The following is an 18,725-nucleotide window of genomic DNA, read 5'->3' as shown; positions in this document are numbered from 1 at the left end:
TTTTTTTTGTCAATCGGTTAATTTTATAGAACAACCCGTTGAAATTGTTCGTACAAGAGGCCACATACGATGGCCAGTCCAAAACTTATCAGGGTTCCGATCAGGATGTATTCCGTCAATTTTCTATCCCTGGATTGACGCAGGTCCCCAAACCGAAATACCGATTTGGCTGCCACTAAAAAGCCAATCGCCTCCCACCTCCCGGATAATATAAAAGCAAAAACAAACAGGCGTTCCAAAATGCCGATGTACTGACCAGCCTTATCTAAAGAGCTTCCGGAATCCTCTGATAAAGGGGTCCATTTTGATATGATGGTTTGGATAATCACCGAGGAAGGCAAGGTTAAAAATACACCTAGGGTAATCAATAACCAGTATTTTTCCGAAAAGGAGACCTCCGGAATCAGAGAGGGATCGTACAAACCAACAGCCAATACCAGGATAGTCAGGTGTGCAGCCTGATCGACAAAAAACCAATACCGTCGGGTAGTGGGCTTTTGTGCTTGGATTTTTACCAGGTCAATGATTCCATGACTCAGTACAACAGCCAGTAAATAAGGCCAAAATTCAAGATCGGCTACTAACAACAGCATCAGGACCCCATGTAACAGGAGGTGCAGGTACAGCTGAATGGCCCGAAGTTTTTTGATTTCCTTTGCCCTTACCCATGAATTTGGCTGTAACAAAAAATCACCTAACAAATGAGCTAAAATTAACTTTGTCAACAGGATCATAACAGACTTTTCTTCAGTCGTTTTGGAAAATAAGCCAAAAAGGATTGGGTTAACTCAAAATGCGCCCGGGATAAACGAGCACTTACTGCATGTTGGCTTATCCCTTCCATTCCCCCCAGTTGAGTTTGGGATTTTTCGGGATAGGTCAATGCCAGGTACACCATTCTGGCAGAATTGTACGTCCAGTTGTCCATCACCGCAAGGCTCATTTTTAACATTAGATTTATTTCTTCATCAAAATCTGTGTGGGAGGTTTTCAACAGTAGACTCTGGTGCAGCTCAGCTAACAGGTCAAAGGCATCTCCAGAATGAACATAGGCAGTTCCGTTACTTTCCAATAGACGCGTGGACCTGTAATCCTCCGTTCCTATTCCCAGTCCCATCCGGCAATCCAACGGGTCGATGGATTTGATTGCTGCCTTCAACCGAATGGTAGCCAGAAGAAGTTCCTCAGGGTTTTCAATCTTTAACTGAAAACTGTCTCCCCGGTATATTTCCCAGTGTTCCCCAGCTTTGCCCCAGAAATCCAGTTCTTCTTTTAAAGACTTCATCCATTTTTTTGGCGACACTTTTCTGGAACCCTGTATATCTCCTGTTATAATGGCCATCATAGGCGGTTGCTTCTATTTCGGTTCAAACGAAAGGTAAATCTATCACGCTCTTAGTTGATCTGTCTTAATATCATGTATATGAATGATATTTAAATATATCATGCTTTTAGATGATAATCAAATTTATCATTAAAAAAGGTGATATTATTCAAATATTCATTAGAAAACGATCTACCACCCCAACTAGGCCAATAAGTACCAGCCCGATCAAACCGGTAAAGATCAGGTAATAAAGGGTCGGGAAAATGGTTTTTCTCAAGACACTCCCCTCCTTCCCTAATAGCCCTACGGTAGCAGAGGCAGCTACTACATTGTGAATGGCAATCATGTTGCCAGCGGCAGCTCCTACCGCCTGCAGGGCCAAAATCCAGGTAGGTGCCATTCCCAAATTATCTGCCACCCCATATTGAAAAAGGCTAAACATCAGGTTACTCACCGTATTACTTCCGGCAATAAAGGCACCCAAAGCACCAATCATAGGGGCGAAAAAGGGATAGATCATCCCGACTTTGTCGGCTGTCCACGCAGCCATTAAAATAGGCATACTGGTAAGGCCGGAAATATTTTCTCCCGAATTAATATAAACCCGAACCATGGCTACGGCAAAGAGCAACACAACGCCTGCCTTGACTATCATCCGGCCACTATCGGCAAAAGCTGATCGAACCATGGATCCATTCATCGCATGAAGGAAATAGGTAATGAGACAAACGAATAAAAGCAGGGTCCCCGGTAGGTACAGCGGGGTACTACTGGCAGCAATCCCGGTTCCCAGAATCCCTTCCATTCCGATCGAAAAGCGATTCAACCATTCTTTAAACGGCAGTTGTGGTAGGCGACTGAGGACCAGCAAACCGGCAAGTAAAAGATAGGGCATCCAGGCCTTTACAAAGGATATCCGTTCTCCGGCTAAGGGAGAATCCAATTTGCTGGTTGAGATATTCAAAGTTCCTTTCCAGGCTTCCGGCCAGGTAGCTTCCGGTTCGATATCCCAGGGCTTTTGGGGCATTAAGAATCCCCGCTTTGCTGCCGTAACCACCACGGCCAAACCAAGAAGCGAACCAATCAGGGAAGGAAATTCGGGGCCCAGATAGAGCCCGGTCAACAAATAGGGTAAGGTAAAAGCCAAACCCGCAAACAAAGAAAAAGGGAAAAGCTGAAACCCATCTTTCCAGGACCTGTTTTTTCCAAAGAACCTGCAGAGCATCAACACCATCAAAAACGGCATCAGTGTCCCCACCAATGCATGAATAATGGCGGCATTGGCCGTCACGGCAAGCAATACTTCCGAAAACTCCCAACCCAGAAGATCCAATCTTGCCATCAAATCCGGATTTTCCAGACCTCCTCTAACTCCCACAAGAATTGGCGTTCCTACGGCGCCGAAGGTTACGGCCGTGCTTTGCACCATCATTCCCAAAATCACCGCGGCCAGCGCCGGAAACCCCAAAGCCACCAGCAAGGGTGCAACAATGGCTGCCGGCGTTCCGAATCCGGCTGACCCTTCAATAAAGGAACCAAATAGCCAGACAATAATGATAACCTGTACCCTTTTATCTCCACTAATTCCCTGAAATCCACTTCGGATTGTATCCACTCCCCCGGAGTATTTGAGAAAGTGAAGCAGTAGGATGGCAGAAAAAACAATGTAGAGAATGTCAAACGTAATAAAGAAACTCTGCAGCACGGATGCCAGGATGGTCCTAACGGTCATTTCCCAGAAAACAAAGGCCACGATCACCGTTAGAAAAAACGTAATGGGCAGCGTAGTTCTGGCAGGAAGTCTAAAACCTACCAGCATTAGCCCCGCAATCAAAATGGGGCATATCGCAAGAAGAAACATCAGATCGGAAGACATGGCAGGAAAGGTTGATATAGGAAGTTAGACTGTAAAATCCATGTTTTCGGTAATTCGCTGACCTTTTTCTTTTAGCCTTTTGACATACTGGCTGATTCTCTTTTCCGCTTCTTTAAGATCAAAATTATTGAGGTTAATATTTAACAGGTCTATAAACCAAGGGATCTTCGTAGTCTCCGTAACGTATACCTCCACAATCCTTTTGGCTATGGGCAAGGTGGAAGTTTTGGATGAATTGTAAACATCTTTATCATTGGCTTTCAATAATTTATCATACTCCTCCTCAAGTAATTTATGAAACAGTTCCAAGGTGAAAACATCCCCTTTCTGAACTCCTGATTCGGGATCATCTTCGGTGATCACTGCCTCTTTATGCAACCACTCCCAAAGTATACTAAGGCGGATTTCACCCGTGGCCATGTCCTCCATGAGGTACAACACATCGTCATTCCCAAAAAAGTCTGCAGGCTTTAATGCAGCCGCCTGCATTCCCTGACCGAAAGCATTCCCGTATTGCAAGCCTACACTCAGTAGGTTTCTTGCACCCCGAATGGTTCTGGGAGCTTCTTCCAGCAGGATCAGTCCTGCTGCATCTTCGGGCTCATAGCTCAGGGTTGGAAATTGCCTCCCCATTTGGTTGGGGGTACCCGTCTTTTCCCAAACCGGTCGGACGATATGCACCATTTTCCAATGGGCCACCCATTTCCCACTGGCCCCTTCCCGTTGTTCCCGTTCAGCTCCAGCCAGTGCTTTTTCCATGCTGGAGCGAACCCCCTCTTCCGATCCTACCGGAATGTTTGGCTCCATTCCTCCTTGCCAAAGCGCAAAATTCCCAAATGCATCCGGGGTATTTACTGCCCTACGCACCCTGTCCTCATAATTTTTCATGTAACCATAGGTCATACCTATGGATTCAATGTTGGGGTTGATAAAATCCTTGTCCCAAAAAAGGGCATCCGAAACGCTATTGATGTAATCCCAGCGCCCGGTATTATATCCTATAAAATGCTTCCCAAGCACTGCCCTAATTTCCATCAATTGGAACGTCGCTTCCAATTGCTCTACCAGTACGTATACTTTGACAGTTCCCACAGGCAATCCCAAATGGGTTTCAAGGGCGCTGATCATTTTATTCCAAAGCCCGGCCTCTTCAGCCGTTTGAATCTTGGGCAAATAAAGCACCACCGAAGAGCCTGCATCCATCAAGGCCCGGTAGTTATTAGTTACATACAAAGTAAGGTCAGCAATAGACGCTGAAAAGGAAGATCCATCTGAAAGCCGCAAATGCCTGTCATCCAGGTGAAGGCCCCTTGCCCGGAAAATTTTTGTGGTAAATTTTAACTGCTCCCGCCAATTAGAAATTTTTTCCTCACCGAAGAAGCCCTCACTCCAACTGTTCATTTGAGAGGCTACCTTCTCGGCAACCTCCAGAAACACCGGTGAATCGTGAATGGCCAATTTAAGGTTGCGCTGATTGTCCAGGGACATAGTAGTCACTTGCCCAAGGGCATCTTCCCCATCAAACATCCAACCGTCTGCGCCCGATAAGAGTGCATAGGCCACGTTGCGAATGCTGCTTTCCAGCGCTGCATTGGGCTTGGCTCCGGGTCCGGTTCCCTGTATCCATTGCCGCTGAAGGTCGTTTGGAATAACAGCCCCTTCAAAATTCCCGTCCCTGGCATCTTTCACTTTTAGGTCGGTTCCGGGAATATTGGTGTCGGGATTTAAAAAATCAATTCGTTTACCTTTTTGGGCACGCTCATTTCTTCTACGTAGCCGAATGTCCATTAGCTTTTTCACTTCCTGGTTAAAAGGAGCCAGCACATGTAGTGCTTCCAAAACTTCTTTGGTGTAAACATCATCATACGTTTCTTTTAGGTTATCCCGAATACTAATTTCAGCGTTGCTCATAATTGTTTTTAAAAAGCGTTGATTGAGGTTATATGATTTCTATTTAGGTTCTATTTATTGGTTTTTTCGTCCCAGTCCGAATTGATTTCCTGCCGCCACGACAGTTCCATCTGCTACATGCAACTCGATCATTTTTTCGCTCGCCACATAATTCTGATGTTCGTCCTGAAGCAGGTGAAGGGTTTTTCGGCTGGCTACATCGATCACCTCCCCACTGGAAGGATACGCATAGCGGCCATCTAAACTGAAAGTGACCCATCCCGGCATGTCCTGAAGCGGTATGGTGGTCAGTTGCTGGTAAGGTGGAAAGGCCTGAAAGACATGCATTCTCATGTTGTGTCCATCGCTGATCCATATTTCTTTCTCATCCGGTGTCAGGCCTATGCCATGGCTGGGATTTCCATGGCGCCTGACCGGACCCTTATCCCAGCCCTCCACTTGAATGGCAGCCTTTACCTTTCCTGTATTCAGGTCAGCCACCTCAAAACCTAGCAGCTCGTTTACGTTGACGAAAACCAGGGATTCATCGCTGTTAATCGTAAATGGACGGATGCCATGGGAGAAAGGGCCAATTTTTTTAGTTACGGTATGTGTCCGGGTATCTGCTATATGAAGAAAGGGAGAACTTATATCCGCCATGTAGGCAAATTTACCAGAGGGACCATAAATGGTATTGTGCGCCCGGTCATATACCTGAATGGTCGTGATAATTTCACCCGTTTCACAGTTGACTACATTCCAAAAATCTTTCTCCAGGGAGGGCAAATACATGGTCAATCCGTCCGGGGAAATGGACATGCGGTCCGCGCCGCCTTCATAAGCAATTTCCCAAACAATTTTTTCGGTTTTCAGGTCTAGTCGCTGTACACCTTCCAGGGTGCTAACAAACAAACTGTTCAGTGGTATGCTGACATCTATTCCCTTTACATTGGAAGGCTTTCCGTTGGAAGAAAAACCCTGCATGGGAATTCTTTTGACAAAACGGTGCTCCGCTTCCATATCAAATACCAATATACCATGCCCCCCATATCCCAGGTAATTCCTTATTCCCGGTACCGCTACATACAAGTATTTTTTGGGCTTTTCCAGCGTTTCGTTCTTTTCGCCCAAAATTGTGAAGGAAAAAGATGGTGACAACCCGCAGAAAATAACTAACAAACTCAAGGTAATGCGGAAGAATAGCTTTCGACGGTTCATGGGCATTTTGGGTCTGGTTTAATCAAAAAGAAATCCAAGATAATTAAATTGAAATAAGTATCCATAAAAAAACAGGGATTCTCACACAAGAAAACCCCTGTTTTATCTATTTGGCCCTGACATTTATTCCCAAAAGCCTATCCTGGTAGCTGGGGGCTGATAGATCTTACCTATTAGTTACCGTATCCCGGAATAAGCCTTAGAAAATCAGTTTACCAGTTTCTATCCTTCAAATAAGCATCCAATTCCTCCCTACTCATGGGCAGGTCCTGCTTATTCTGAAGCCAATCAAGGAAATCCTCCTTAATGGTATCACTCCATCGGCTGTCAATTTCTCCGGCTGTATACTTCTGCTCCCGCAATCGTTGATGGCCAAACTGATCTCTTAACCCTGTAAATTCAGCATTGATCACCAATTCAGAAACCAGGTGTGCAGGAATAAAAATAACTCCCCATTTGTTGGCAAGGACAGCATCTCCTGGCAAAACAGTAGCCCTACCCAGACGGATCGGGTAATTGATGGTACTTAGCATCATTTCCTGAATATAGGAAGGATCATGACCCTTAACCCAAAGATTAAACCCCTCAATTTCACTCAATCCTGCCATATCCCGGACCGACCCGTTAAAAATCACGCCGTTTTTTGAATTGGCATAAATGGCATTTCCCAGGTTATCCCCGATCAATGTTCCATCGACAATTTTCCCATATCCGTCTGCTACATAAACGTCTCCATCTACAAGGGCATCAATGGGCCAGGAATTGGTCCCGCCTGATTGGGCACGGCCTTCCTCCTTACCTATTTCCTTCACCAGGTTATCTACGTCTTCCCGGAAGGGCATGTACTGGGCGGTAACTGCCCTCCCTGTCATGACTTCATCTTCATGCAAGATAATCCAGTCGTTTTCAAATTGGTTGTTATACCCTTTGTTTCGAAGAATTCCCCAGGCTTCTTCCACGGAGATTGCTTTCAACCTTTCGAGCAATTCATCGGAAATTCTAGGCCTTCCGTCCGGAAAGCGCTCCCCGTCCCATTCCGAGGTTAACGCCTGGATTTGTTCCGGTGTAGGTGTAACTTGTTGCGAATATCCCTGAAGGCTACAAATCAGGAGGCATACGAAACAAATAAGTGCTATTTTCTTCATCATTTTCGATTTAATTGGTTTTTTAAATTCAAGTTGTGGAAAAGAACGTAATAAAACAACCCGCCCACTAGCTAATTTACAGGAGAGGTTAGTTATTATTGCGGCTCTTTAGCTCCACCAGCGATCGTTTGAGCGGTCGGTATTCCATTCCTCTGTCGGCGCAAAGTACTCTGTACCTTCTACCAAATGCTCTTTTATAACATCTTCATTTAATTCCACACCCAAGCCCGGGCCTTCGGGAACATTGGCAAATCCATCTACCACCAGCGGTTTCGGAATATTTTTCACCATCTCTTCCCACCAGGGTATGTCGACTGAGTGATGCTCTAGCGAGATGAAGTTTTCGGTAGCTGCTGCGCAATGAATATTAGCCATAAAGGATACCGGGGTACCGGCAAAATGCATCGCCATGGGGATGCCTCGCTCCTCCGCATAATCTCCGATCTTCTTGGTTTCCAGAATGCCCCCAGAGGAAGCGAGATCCGGTTGAATCATGTCGATCGCCCGTGCATCAATGAGTTTAATAAATTCTTCTTTAAGAAAAATATCCTCGCCCGTTAGCGTAGGCGTTTTGATGGCATCGGTTATTTGTTTCCATTTTTCGGTATAAAACCAGGGCACCATGTCCTCCAGCCAGGCCAACCTGTATGGCTCCAGCGCCTCACCAAGCCGAATGCACTCTTTGTAATCAAAGTGCCCAAAATGATCAGCCGCCAGCGGTATGTCGTATCCTACTTTATTTCTGACTGCTGCCACATAGGCCACCATTTCCTGAATACCTTTGTCAGTAAGTTGCACACCGGTAAAGGGGTGTGCCGTCCTGCCGTAACTACCGTATTCGGAAGACCATGCGTTTCCTTTGTCAAAGGCTTTAGTGTTGACTACCGACCCCTCATTGTCTCTTACCATTTGCACCCCAAAATCCATCTTTAAAAACGTATACCCTTTGTCCACCCTGCCTTTGAGTCTTTCGGCAAAAACCTCCGGATCGTTAGATTGGGTGGTATCCGAGTACAAGCGGATAGCATCCCGATATTTACCGCCCAGCATCTGGTAAATGGGCACATTATAAGCTTTTCCTGCCAGGTCCCACAATGCCATTTCAATGGCGCAAACCCCACCTGCCTGTCGGGCGTGGTTTCCAAACAACTTGATTCTTTTGAATAATCGCTCAATCTGACAGGGGTTTTCACCCAAAATCCTACTTTTGAGTACCAAAGCATACCGGGCACTGGCTCCATCCCTTACTTCACCTAATCCGTAAATGCCCTGGTTGGTATCGATCCGGATAATAGGGCATCGCATGGGTGCCCCCGCTACTTCTGCTATCCTCAAATCGGTAATGCGCAAATCGGAAGGGCTGGAATACCGATTCACTTTTTCAGTAGAACGGGCAAGGGTTTCCTCTATGGGACTGAACATAAACGCGCCCAGCCCCAGGCCACCCAATCCGGCCTTTTGAAGAAAATCCCGCCTTGGTGGAATTATATTTTTGGGCAAACCAGCCGTAACCGTTTCCGGTTTGTTTTTTGGCATGCCCGGTAAGGAAAACAGTTCTTTGAATTTGGGGTTATTGCTTGGTTTCATGGTATTTTGGGTTTTGTGGTTGCTCATTAGTTATTCAAAAAAGGGTACATCTTTCACCGCGTATTTTTTCATTCCTTCTTCATTGATCTCCACTCCTATTCCTGGTTTTTCGGATAAGGTGATGAATCCATTTTCCGTCCTTGGACCATCATAGGTCACTATATCTTGCCATAGCTGATCGGTGTCCATGTAGATCTGCCATTCCATAATTTGAAAATTGGGAACCGAAGCACATACATGGCAGGAAGCCATGGCTCCTAGAAACGAGGCTACCATGTGAGGACTGAAAGGCACGTAATATAGATTGGACAAGTTTGCGATTCGCTGAGCTTCTCCCAACCCTCCCGCTTTTTGGATATCCGGCATGATAATATCCACACCACCCTGACTGAGGAGATTCACAAAACCATAGGCCAAGTAGACATTTTCACCGGTACAGATTGGAGTAGAGGTCTGTTGGGTAAGGTTCTGGTAAAGATCCGGATTATCGGCCGGAATGGGTTCCTCCAACCACATCAAGTCCAGGTCCTCGTACATTCTGGCCATTTTCACCCCTGTGATAAAGTCGTAGCGTCCATGCATGTCCACACAAATATCAATGGTTGGACCTACCTCATCACGTACTGCCGCTATGGCCTGATACATACGATCAATCTCCATGGGACTGGCCGTCCAATTGAACCGGTCGTACTTATTGGGATCCCTCCCATCATCCACATCAAATTTAACGGCCGTATAGCCCCGGTCCACCGCTCCTCTGGCTGCCTGTGCATAATCTTCCGGGCTGGGATTAGTAGCCGTATAGAGGGCCGTATCGCAGTAAACACGTATTTTGTCACGGAATTTACCTCCCAAAAGTTGATACACCGGAACACCGAAAACCTTTCCTGTAATGTCCCAAAGAGCGGTTTCAATGGCTGTGAGCACCGCCACGAACACGCCGGATTGAGCTCCTCCAAAAAAGGCTCCCTTTCGGAGTTGCTCGGCGAGGCGGTTTGGGTTTAGTGGATTTTGCCCCTTTATCTGGTTTCCCAGGCGCTTAACCAGGTGATAGGTTCCGTGTATGGCATCCACTGCTTCCCCGCATCCCCAAACATCCTGATTGGTATACACTTTTACATAGAGCGCCCCTCTGACAAATCCACATTTGACATCCGTGATTTTTAAATCAGAAGGGTTGGAGGCCTGCGGCATGGTTTCAACGGCAGCAGCCAGCCCGGAACCAAAATTGGCAAAAACGGCACTGCCTGTCAGGCCCGCCAGGGCCGTTTTGGATAAAAAAGACCTTCGGTCAACATTTTTTTTCATCTATAAATTATTTTGGGTTAATTCATTTTGTTAACTGATTGGAAATCCCTGAAAATTTCAATCCTAAATGCTGCCTTTTTCTACCAGGTTCTGTTTTTCAATATTTCCTGAATTTGCTCCCTGGAAACCGGCAATTCATCCATATGATCGTTGAGCCATTGAGAAAAGTCCTTTTCGATTTCATCGGCCCAGCGGGTATCAATCTGCCCGGCTGTGTACACGCCATCCCGTATTCGTTGATGACCAAACATGTCCCGAAGCCGGACGATCTCAGAGGTTAATACGACTTTTTCAGCCAGGTGAGGCGGAATAAAGGAAACCGCACCATCTCTTCCCAATACCACATCCCCCGCCATCACCGTAACCTGCCTGATTTTAGTAGGCGTATTAATACCTACCAACATGGTATTTAAATCCCCAGATTGATTGTGATGGGATGGGTGGTAGCTTGTAAAGTAGGAAGTAAAGCCGCCAATCTCCTTCAACCCATTGATATCGCGTACGGCACCATCGTACACAATGCCATTTCCGGAATTGGCAAAAATCGCATTTCCTACGTTATCACCGATGGTAGGTCCACCAATGTGTAGGCCAAATTGGTCTGCCACGTACACATCTCCCGGCACCAGCAGGTCTACAGGCCAGGCATTTTGACCCTTCTTTCCCTCTGCTTTGCCCCTCTTGTCGATGGCACCATGAATATCCGGTCTGCCAGGCATGAAAGTAGCCGTCAATGCCCTGCCAATCAGGACAGAATCCGGATTGATCGTCTCCCAACCCTCCGCATATTGGTATTTATAGCCTTCATTTTTCATTACTGCCCAGGCTTCCTCATGGGTAACTTCTTTCATCCGTTCTAAAATGGAATCCGGTACCTTGGGTCGCCCATCCTCAAAGCGCTCTCCAGTCCATTCCGGCGTTAAAAATAACATTTGCTCTTTGCTAATCTGCTGGGCCTGAATCTGGCTCATGACTAATGCCAGTGTAATAAGGAAAGCAAACCCTCTAAATAGGTAATATCTTCTCATTTATGTATTGTCAAATGTTTCAAAAAACAGGTAGTGGCGTCTTACCAACGAACTTTTTGAAAAGTCCAGCCGGGATGCACCTTCTGCATTTCTGTTTGGTCGTCCCGTTTCTTCAGACCACAGTCCAGGTAGTTTTGATGCAGTTTTTGCAGGGATTCCCTGTCCAGTTCCACGCCCAATCCCGGGCCGGGAGGAACGGCAACAGCACCCTTTTCAAAATCAAAACGGCCGCCTTTTATCACTTCCTCGGATTGCCAGGGATAATGCGTGTCCAGTGCGTACCGTAGGTTTGGGAGTGCGGCCCCTAAATGCACCATAGCCGCAAGCGAAATTCCCAGGTGACTGTTGGAATGCATCGATAAATCCCTGCCGAAAACGTTACAAATCCTGGCAAGTTCCATGGAAGCCTTTAATCCTCCCCAAAAATGATGGTCACTAAGGATGATATCCTCCGAACCCATTTGGATGGACGAGGGAATTTCATCAAAGGAAGTGGTGCACATATTGGTCGCCAGAGGTGTTTTAATCTGTCCTCTGAGCCAGGCCATGTTTTCCTGTCCTCTGACCGGGTCTTCCAGGTACTCCAGAATGGGCTCCATTTCCTTGCCGAATTTCAAAGCGGTTTCGAGTTTCCAAATGGCATTGGGATCAAAGCGCAAGGGAGCTGATTTTCCAAATTCCTGATAAAGCGCCTGCATACAAGCCACTTCCAACTCGGGTTCAAACGCTCCCCCTTTGAGCTTGATGGATTGGAACCCAAATTCCTGGCACATGGCAATGGCCTGATCTACGATTCCTTCCGGATCAACGGCCGCTTCCTGTCTTGCGGCATCCCAACCCCGGGCGGTAGGGTCTTTGGAAAAACCCCAGGACCCTCCGGCTCCCTCGTACTTAAAGAACAGGTAGGCAGCAAAGGGCACCGCATCCCGCATCCTTCCGCCCAAAAGGTCCACCACCGGGCGGTTTACCAATTTGCCGATACAATCCAAGCAGGCCACTTCCAAAGAAGAAAATACATGGACCAGCTTGCGTTGGTCCCAAGGTGCGTCTCCGCGGTCTACACTTGAATCCTTACCAAAATACGCCTCCAACTCACCTTGGATTTGATTCAATTGGTACACGTCTTTTCCAATAATTAATTTGGAAGCTTCCTCCAGGGCCTGATTGGTGGCTTCATTACCGGGAATTTCACTGATCCCGGTCACGCCATCTTCCGTTTCCAATTCCACAATGGTTCGTAGGGCATAAGGCGCATGCAATCCGGCAGCATTGAGCAATGGTGGATCTTGGATGGCAATAGGTGTGATGTGCATGGACCGAATCCGCGGCCCGCTGCCTGATATGGTATGCGTCATGGGAGTACTACTTTTTGTCGCGGAAGATCACTCAATGCCACTCATTTTTTCCATTAGCAATGCCAATGAACTATGGTCTTTTTCATCCCATCCGGCAGCCAGCACCGCATCCATTTGGCTCGCTACCAATGCTGAGCCATAAAGGGGTACCTTAAATTCCTTGCCAGCCATCAGGGCAATGTTCATGTCCTTTCGGTGGAGTTTGATTTTAAATCCAGGTTCGAAGTTCCGGTCAATGATTCGCTGACCATGTAGGTCCAATATACGGCTTTGAGCAAAGCCCCCTAATAATGCTTCCCTCATTTTTTCCAGATTCACGCCGGCTTTTTTGGCCAGGGCAAAGGATTCGGCAACCGCCTGAATGGTTATCCCTACAATCATTTGATTGCAGGCCTTTGTCATTTGTCCGGCTCCGGCTTCCCCTATCAGCACGGCACTTTTACCCATGATCTCAAACAAGGGTTTTACCTGATCAAAGGCTTGCTGGGCACCGCCTACCATGATGGAAAGGTTGCCTGATTCAGCCCCAACCTGACCTCCGGAAACCGGCGCGTCCAGGGCAGCTACTCCCTTCTCTTCCATGGCAACCGCCACTTCTCTGGCCGTGGAAGGTGCAATGGTGGACATATCCACAAAAACACTCCCCGACCGGATGCCCTCCAGCACCCCGTCCGTTCCAAATACAACTTCATTCACTTCAGGTGAATCCGGGAGCATCGTGATCACTATTTCTGAATTTGCTGCCAGTTCTTTACAGGTTGAATAGGCCTTGGCACCTTTTTGAGTCAGGTCGCCAGCGGATTTGTTGGATTCCAGTACCAGCAATTCATAGCCAGCACTCACTAAATTGATTGCCATGGGTTTTCCCATAATTCCCAAACCTATAAATCCTACTTTCTTCATAATAATTAATGGTTTATTATTCCTAAAATTTATTCATCTCCTCAACTATAAGCCGCTTTCAGGCTTCGTCCTTTAACGCTTGTAGCATTCCGATAATATGGCCATAAGCAAACGCAAAGGCTTGCAGACCGGCTCCCTCTGCCTCGTGCTGAGGAACGTGATCCGGCATCACCATACCGTCAAACTCCACATCCCGTAGTGCCCGCATCACGTGAAAGAAATTCATTTCTCCATTATCTGGATAGACTTCCTGAAAATTATTGAAATTTCCTTTAATATTCCTCAGGTGGATATTGAAGATTTGCTTTCTTTTTCCCACCCAATCAATAATCGGAAAAATCTCATTTTTCGGATCCCGAAGCCCTTCTGCAATGGAACCGATACAGAAATTAAAGCCATGATAGGGACTATCGTACAACTGGGCAAATCGTTTGATCCCCTCAAAAACCTCGGGGCTGTTCCACCGCATGATACCATTATAAGCGTCCGGAACCGGTGGATCGGCGATGTGATTTCCTAATTTGACCTGGTATTCCTCCGCTACCGGTATAATTCTATCCAAAAGATACGTAATTCTTTCGAAAACTTCATCCGCATCTGCCCTGCCTGCTTTGGTTAATTGCTGTTCCCGCTGTAAGGCCTCCTGGTAGTTCCAGGTACTGTAGGAAGCATTTCCCCTCATGGGGTCAATCGTCCTTCCCGTACGCAAAACGGGCAAGATGGTGGTATTGTAATTCAGTAATTTCACTCCTGTTTTTGCGGCCACTTCTATCATTTGCTGCACCATCTCTATTTCCCGGTCCCTTTCGGGGCTTTTTCCCATCATGATATGGGGAATGATTACCCGGTCGATTCCAGCAGACGATAAGGGAAGGTGATAGGCATCGAGTTGGATGCCGTATTTTTCGCAGGCCTCCCGTTTCTTTAAAGAATCTTCCAGGTCCCAACCCTTGCCCTCAATAAATTTAGGCATGCCTCCATCCAAATGGTATACCCCATGACGCGCCTTGAAAGCCAGGTTTTCCTCGGAGGTCCCTCCGGATTGACAGCCTACCTTCATCAATACCTCCTTTCGCGTAGCGGCCGAATTTTTAAGTTGCTGTTCGGATTTATTCTGTGATCCGAATGCCATCGAAGCGCTTGCAAAAGCACCGGCTGTTCCGGAAGCAAGTACTTTTACAAAATTTCTTCTTTGTAGATTTCTCAGGATATTTTTCATAGCTCAATTGGGTTTATCTCATTTATTTTATACCAATGGGAAGAGCCTGGCCGCAACCATAATCGTCATCAAGCCTACCAGTCCCATTATTGTCAACAAAGGCGAAAAGGTTTTTAAAGCTTCCTTTTCAGTGAGGTTACTCATTTTACACACGATCCAAAAACCACTGTCATTCATCCATGGAATGAGTTTGGATCCACAAGCAATCGAAAGCCCCAGGTAAAGGTGATGGTAGTCCAGGCCCGCCGTAGACATTCCGGATAAAATTCCGGAAGCGGTGATCATGGCTACCGTGGCCGAACCCTGGGCGGTTCTGACCAAGGCGGTAATAAAAAACGCCAGCGGTATCAATGCCATCTGGTACCCCTGGGTCAGGCTGGCAATTTTCAAACTTATTCCGGTTTGTTGAAGCATGGCTCCAAAGGCACCCCCTGCGGCCGTAATCAGGATAATTACCCCGCCGCTGGTCAAGGCTGCCTGAACCGCTCCTTTCATTTCACCACCTTCCCTACTACGCCGAATAAAAAGCGTCAACAAAGCAGCCAATGCACCCAGGATCAAAGCCATGTTTTTTTCTCCTAGAAAATGAATGCTATCCACAAAAGCAGAGGCACCTTCTCCCGGATGGATTCCCCAGAAAGTGCTGATAGAAGCACTTCCGGTAATGAGCAGCAACGGAACCAAAATCGGTGAGGCCGCCAGCCCCAGGGATGGTAATTGGGATTTTGGTCTATCCGCCAAGGATTTGATTTCACTCAGGGGGGCATCCAGCGAGTCCCGCAGGGGTATCTCGTTCCTTTTATTTGCCCAAACGGCGAAAACGTACCCCGCAGCAATGGTCACCAATCCAACCAGAAAGCCTCCCACCATCATCATACCGATGGGAATGTTCATTTCGGCAATGAGAAACAGGGGCCCGGGGGTTGGGGGAACCAGGGAGTTAGCCATGGCAGCTCCTGCCGTAATGCAAAGGACCAGCAGGAGGTAACTTTTCTTCAGTCTCATGGCCATGGCTTTGGCCAGGGGAATCATGAGGTAAAAAACCGTATCGAAAAAAACCGGGATTCCCAGAAAGAAACTACCGCTCAAAAAGGCCAGCGGCGCATTTTTTTCTCCTGTAAGTCCAAGAATTGATCGTACAATGCGCTCTGCCGCCCCACTCATAAGCATGGATTTTCCAATAATGGCGGCCATAGCTATCAATATCCCGATCTTGCCGACAGTACTACCAAAAGCATCCGCTATCCTTTCTCCAATAGAGGTATAGGCTAATGCATTGGCGGCAGATTCGGATTGGCCTTTGCTAAGGGCAAATTCCCGGATAGCCTCTGTAGGGGTCATCCAGGCTACCACCAAAGCCGCCAGTAGCAGGGCAATAAACGGGTTGAGTTTTCCCCCAATAATCCCTCCAACCACCATCAACATTCCTATCAGTAAAATGATAAATGGATCCTGCATCATGTGGCGGACGTTTTTAATTGGCTTAATTTGCGTTGCAGGTCACGGGCTCCTGAGGCAACAAAGGTGGCATCCGATCCACAGGCTATTAACTGTATTCCCAGGTCCTGATACTTCTTGAAATCGTTTGGATCAAAGATCAAAATGCCCACTGCCTTGGAAGCGTTTTTAGCAGCGGTAACAATCCGATCCACCGCTTCTATAAATAACGGATGGTTCAGGTCCCCATCAATTCCCAAGGCCACGGTAAGGTCAGCCGGACCGATAAAGAGTACATCCACGCCCGGGGTGTTGGCTATCTCATCGAGTTCTTCCAAAGCCTCTGCCGTTTCAATTTGGATGATCCCAACCAAAGCGTCGCTGGTGCCGGATTTGTAAGCGTCAAAATCCTTCCCAAAACCGGTAGCCCGAACCATTTTGGCCACTCCGCGAATGCCTATCGGAGGGTAGTGGATCCCTTTTACGGCTTTTTGGGCTTCTTCTGCGGTAAAAATTCGTGGACACATCACCCCTTCTGCCCCCAGGTCCAGGACTCGATGAATCCGTTCTTTCTGGTAGCTTTCTACCCGTACAATGGGTGCTGCCGCCGTGTGTTCGAGTGCCTGAAGGTGATGCAGCAGGTCCTGTGGTTCTCCTGCACCATGCTCCAGATCTATCAGCACCCAGTCAAATCCCGATAAACCGACTATCTCAGCCGTTAAGGAACTCCCTAAATTTAACCAGCAACCAATTAATGTTTCTCCGGATTTTAAACGCTTTTTTAAATGTTTCATTTAATATGAAAGGTTGGTTATTTGGAAAGATGTACTAAAGTTAGAATTTTATACATAAAATCCTAGGGTACATCCCACCAAACCCGGGTATCCAAAACATCCGGTCCCATTCGGCTGGTCGCCTGGTCCACATTTTCCCTATTCACCGTTAGCTCTGAATCGGGATAGGTAAGTCTTCTGATGAAGTCCTCATTTTGCAAATCACTTCCCGGATAGGGATTGGGATTCACTATCGGGAACCCGCTTCTTCTAAAATTTGCCCATGTTTCCGGGCCGATAAGGAAGGAAGAAACCCAATATTGGGTATTTATCAGCTCCAGTTCCCGACCCGATTCGAGGGGATGATTTTGAAGGTATTCCTCAATGGCTTCCGGTGCGATCTCCGTATCATTTGGCCAATGCGCCATTTGTTCCATGTGTGCGCGGATCCCATCCTGGTACAATTGTTCGGCATCTCCGGAAACCCAGCCTCTGGCAACTGCCTCCGCCCAAAGCAGCAGCGTCTGAGAATAGGTAACCAGGAAATTCGGAGCTTCGGGATTGCCCAACCGGGATCTGTCCAATTGGCTGTAGCTAAACAAACTAGCCAATCCGGCCGCTTCCGCCACCGGAATAATGGTCGTATTATCGTATCCCTGAGGCATGCCAATTTGATCATCCGGGGACCGGTTGGCATTGGCTTCGATTTGCTCTCCCCCACTCAACGCTCCTACGTACCGGACGGCTATGGAAGCAAGTCTGGGGTCGTCATTGCTTTGCAGAAAGTTTACAAAATCTTCATCCAGGTAATAAAATGGTGCCTGTCCCCCATTCAGGTTGGTCCCCACATTATTCCGGTAATCTGCATTGTGGCGGACCAAGGCATTATCTTCATTGGATTGCATCAGCCCTCCATTGATGGCCTTTGTAGCATATTCCTGAGCTGTGGATGGACTTACTTTTACCAGCCGCATGGCCGCCCGCAACAGTAGGGAATTACCCAAACGCCTCCATTGGCCGATATTTCCGCTGTAAAGAATCTCCTGGTTGATGGGATCCTTGCTTTCATCCAGCCCCTGAACAGCCATCTCCAAATCATTTAAAATATTGGCATAAATAGACTCTTGCGAATCGTAACTGGGAAATACCGTTCCTTCTATATATCCCAAACCAGCCTCTGAATAGGGTACATCACCATAGGTATCGGTCAACATCATAAACGTATGGGCCTTCCAGATGCGCATGATGTTGTAAAGGTTCGTCCGCTCTGCGTCCGCTCCAAGGTTTTCCAACCCGTCAATTAAATTTTTAGCGATCGTTCGGTAACCGTTTTGCCAATTTCCCTGAGTGGCAGACCGATTGTCCTGATTTAGGTTACCGCCGGTGCCTACTCCCTGAAAAGGAGTTATCATCTGCTTTACGATGGTTGTTTCGTAGGTTAGGTTATTGTAACCGGGAGAACTTGATATTATGGCTTGATTTAATTGAAAAACCGGATCAATAGAGGTAAGACGCACTGGATTGGTATTCATTTCGTCGAATCCTTCATCGCAGGAGGCCAGGATAAAGGCTCCCATCAACCCCAGAAACAGATATATTTTTATTGAATTTTTCATTTCAGTTCATTTTTAATGGTGTGATCAATGGTTCAATGGACGA

General features: G+C 47.1%; 15 protein-coding genes. All 15 read right to left on the bottom strand.

Annotation, left to right across the window (positions count from 1 at the left end; all coding sequences use genetic code 11):
• Nucleotides 1-23: 23 nt before the first annotated feature.
• A complete protein-coding gene (locus GJS45_RS00390; RefSeq protein WP_162339473.1) occupies nucleotides 24-734 on the bottom strand; it encodes a DUF3307 domain-containing protein in 711 nt (236 codons plus the stop codon).
• Complete coding sequence (locus GJS45_RS00385; RefSeq protein ID WP_162339472.1) at nucleotides 731-1,345, bottom strand: hypothetical protein; 615 nt, start codon at nucleotides 1,343-1,345, stop codon at nucleotides 731-733. Before GJS45_RS00385 ends, GJS45_RS00390 begins: the two co-directional genes overlap by 4 nt.
• 148 nt (nucleotides 1,346-1,493) lie before the next feature.
• Nucleotides 1,494-3,203, bottom strand: a complete 1,710-nt coding sequence (locus GJS45_RS00380; protein ID WP_162339471.1) for an L-lactate permease — start codon at nucleotides 3,201-3,203, stop codon at nucleotides 1,494-1,496.
• A gap of 24 nt (nucleotides 3,204-3,227) precedes the next feature.
• Nucleotides 3,228-5,114 (bottom strand): aldolase/citrate lyase/malate synthase family protein, encoded by a 1,887-nt coding sequence (locus tag GJS45_RS00375; RefSeq protein ID WP_162339470.1) that lies wholly within the window; start codon nucleotides 5,112-5,114, stop codon nucleotides 3,228-3,230.
• A 54-nt stretch (nucleotides 5,115-5,168) separates the two neighbouring features.
• Nucleotides 5,169-6,317 (bottom strand): YncE family protein, encoded by a 1,149-nt coding sequence (locus tag GJS45_RS00370; protein WP_202928006.1) that lies wholly within the window; start codon nucleotides 6,315-6,317, stop codon nucleotides 5,169-5,171.
• Between the two features lie 206 nt (nucleotides 6,318-6,523).
• Nucleotides 6,524-7,459 (bottom strand): RraA family protein, encoded by a 936-nt coding sequence (locus GJS45_RS00365; RefSeq protein ID WP_162339469.1) that lies wholly within the window; start codon nucleotides 7,457-7,459, stop codon nucleotides 6,524-6,526.
• A 105-nt stretch (nucleotides 7,460-7,564) separates the two neighbouring features.
• Complete coding sequence (locus tag GJS45_RS00360; protein ID WP_162339919.1) at nucleotides 7,565-8,992, bottom strand: mandelate racemase/muconate lactonizing enzyme family protein; 1,428 nt, start codon at nucleotides 8,990-8,992, stop codon at nucleotides 7,565-7,567.
• Between the two features lie 81 nt (nucleotides 8,993-9,073).
• Complete coding sequence (locus GJS45_RS00355) at nucleotides 9,074-10,351, bottom strand: mandelate racemase/muconate lactonizing enzyme family protein (protein ID WP_162339468.1); 1,278 nt, start codon at nucleotides 10,349-10,351, stop codon at nucleotides 9,074-9,076.
• Between the two features lie 80 nt (nucleotides 10,352-10,431).
• Nucleotides 10,432-11,322 carry an RraA family protein gene (locus tag GJS45_RS00350; protein ID WP_235954562.1) on the bottom strand — a complete coding sequence of 297 codons (891 nt, stop codon included), beginning with the start codon at nucleotides 11,320-11,322 and terminating at the stop codon, nucleotides 10,432-10,434.
• Between the two features lie 98 nt (nucleotides 11,323-11,420).
• Entirely contained in the window at nucleotides 11,421-12,734 is a 1,314-nt protein-coding gene (locus GJS45_RS00345; RefSeq protein ID WP_162339466.1) for an enolase C-terminal domain-like protein, read from the bottom strand.
• Between the two features lie 27 nt (nucleotides 12,735-12,761).
• The gene (locus GJS45_RS00340; RefSeq protein WP_162339465.1) at nucleotides 12,762-13,637 is read right to left on the bottom strand and encodes a 2-hydroxy-3-oxopropionate reductase; all 876 of its coding nucleotides are present in this window, start codon (nucleotides 13,635-13,637) and stop codon (nucleotides 12,762-12,764) included.
• Nucleotides 13,638-13,695: 58 nt separating this feature from the next.
• Nucleotides 13,696-14,856, bottom strand: a complete 1,161-nt coding sequence (locus GJS45_RS00335; RefSeq protein WP_162339464.1) for a mannonate dehydratase — start codon at nucleotides 14,854-14,856, stop codon at nucleotides 13,696-13,698.
• 27 nt (nucleotides 14,857-14,883) lie between these two features.
• Nucleotides 14,884-16,314, bottom strand: a complete 1,431-nt coding sequence (locus GJS45_RS00330; protein ID WP_162339918.1) for a GntP family permease — start codon at nucleotides 16,312-16,314, stop codon at nucleotides 14,884-14,886.
• Entirely contained in the window at nucleotides 16,314-17,087 is a 774-nt protein-coding gene (locus GJS45_RS00325; protein WP_162339463.1) for an HpcH/HpaI aldolase family protein, read from the bottom strand. The genes GJS45_RS00330 and GJS45_RS00325 overlap by 1 nt, the downstream gene beginning before the upstream one ends.
• Before the next feature lie 62 nt (nucleotides 17,088-17,149).
• A complete protein-coding gene (locus tag GJS45_RS00320; RefSeq protein ID WP_162339462.1) occupies nucleotides 17,150-18,682 on the bottom strand; it encodes a SusD/RagB family nutrient-binding outer membrane lipoprotein in 1,533 nt (510 codons plus the stop codon).
• Between the last annotated feature and the right edge of the window lie 43 nt (nucleotides 18,683-18,725).

The sequence above is a fragment of the Cyclobacterium salsum genome (assembly GCF_010119245.1).
Taxonomy (GTDB): domain Bacteria; phylum Bacteroidota; class Bacteroidia; order Cytophagales; family Cyclobacteriaceae; genus Cyclobacterium; species Cyclobacterium salsum.
The sequence above is the reverse complement of the archived record's forward strand: the minus strand, read 5'-3'. Positions and strand labels throughout refer to the sequence as shown.

Bases quoted from the DNA above. Each gene is read 5' to 3' on its own strand.
- GJS45_RS00380 (WP_162339471.1), bottom strand. From the start codon at position 3,203: ATGTCTTCCGATCTGATGTTTCTTCTTGCGATATGCCCCATTTTGATT.
- GJS45_RS00360 (WP_162339919.1), bottom strand. From the start codon at position 8,992: ATGCCAAAAAACAAACCGGAAACGGTTACGGCTGGTTTGCCCAAAAAT.
- GJS45_RS00355 (WP_162339468.1), bottom strand. From the start codon at position 10,351: ATGAAAAAAAATGTTGACCGAAGGTCTTTTTTATCCAAAACGGCCCTG.
- GJS45_RS00365 (WP_162339469.1), bottom strand. From the start codon at position 7,459: ATGATGAAGAAAATAGCACTTATTTGTTTCGTATGCCTCCTGATTTGT.
- GJS45_RS00325 (WP_162339463.1), bottom strand. From the start codon at position 17,087: ATGAAACATTTAAAAAAGCGTTTAAAATCCGGAGAAACATTAATTGGT.
- GJS45_RS00340 (WP_162339465.1), bottom strand. From the start codon at position 13,637: ATGAAGAAAGTAGGATTTATAGGTTTGGGAATTATGGGAAAACCCATG.
- GJS45_RS00385 (WP_162339472.1), bottom strand. From the start codon at position 1,345: ATGATGGCCATTATAACAGGAGATATACAGGGTTCCAGAAAAGTGTCG.
- GJS45_RS00330 (WP_162339918.1), bottom strand. From the start codon at position 16,314: ATGCAGGATCCATTTATCATTTTACTGATAGGAATGTTGATGGTGGTT.
- GJS45_RS00350 (WP_235954562.1), bottom strand. From the start codon at position 11,322: ATGAGCCAGATTCAGGCCCAGCAGATTAGCAAAGAGCAAATGTTATTT.
- GJS45_RS00320 (WP_162339462.1), bottom strand. From the start codon at position 18,682: ATGAAAAATTCAATAAAAATATATCTGTTTCTGGGGTTGATGGGAGCC.
- GJS45_RS00335 (WP_162339464.1), bottom strand. From the start codon at position 14,856: ATGAAAAATATCCTGAGAAATCTACAAAGAAGAAATTTTGTAAAAGTA.
- GJS45_RS00375 (WP_162339470.1), bottom strand. From the start codon at position 5,114: ATGAGCAACGCTGAAATTAGTATTCGGGATAACCTAAAAGAAACGTAT.
- GJS45_RS00370 (WP_202928006.1), bottom strand. From the start codon at position 6,317: ATGCCCATGAACCGTCGAAAGCTATTCTTCCGCATTACCTTGAGTTTG.
- GJS45_RS00390 (WP_162339473.1), bottom strand. From the start codon at position 734: ATGATCCTGTTGACAAAGTTAATTTTAGCTCATTTGTTAGGTGATTTT.
- GJS45_RS00345 (WP_162339466.1), bottom strand. From the start codon at position 12,734: ATGACGCATACCATATCAGGCAGCGGGCCGCGGATTCGGTCCATGCAC.